The sequence below is a fragment of the Pantoea sp. EKM101V genome, assembly GCF_011800325.1.
Lineage (GTDB): Bacteria > Pseudomonadota > Gammaproteobacteria > Enterobacterales > Enterobacteriaceae > Pantoea > Pantoea anthophila.
In genome coordinates, this window is sequence record NZ_JAALFP010000040.1 from 1 (window position 1) to 542 (window position 542).

The 542-nt window shown below is 62.7% G+C and carries 1 pseudogene; it reads left to right on the forward strand.

Annotation, left to right across the window (positions count from 1 at the left end):
* Window positions 1–542, forward strand: a pseudogene (locus HFD92_RS21535) (adhesin); the annotation flags it as partial.

Consider the following 542-nt stretch of genomic DNA (forward strand, 5'->3'; position numbering starts at 1 on the left):
GAATATGAGGTGCAGCATCAGAGCGCAGGCATGAGCACCGGCGGCGGCATCGGCGGGAACTTTGCCGGTAACATGGCCAACGGGATGCTGGCGGGAGTGAACGACAGCGGCAGCGCGGAGAGCACCACCAGGTCGGCGGTGAGCGAGGGCACCCTCGTTATCCGCGACCCGTCGAAGCAGAAGCAGGACGTGGCGGACCTCAGCCGCGACGTGGCGAACGCGAATCCGGGGCTGGACGTCATCTTCGACAAGGAGAAAGAGCAGAACCGGCTGAAGGCAGCGCAGCTGATAGGCGAAATCGGGGCGCAGGCGGGGGATATCGCGCGGACGCAGGGCGAAATCATCGCGACCCGTGCCGCCAATGAGAAGATGTCCGATGCCACGCAGGCCGACCGCGACAGGGCGCTGGCGGAGCTGAAAGCGAAGGATCCGACGAAGCAGTACAGCGAAAATGACGTTAATAACCAGGTTTACAGCAACTTTTACAATCAGGCGTTCGTTGACAGCGGGTTCGGGACCGGCGGTAAGGTGCAGCGTGCCAT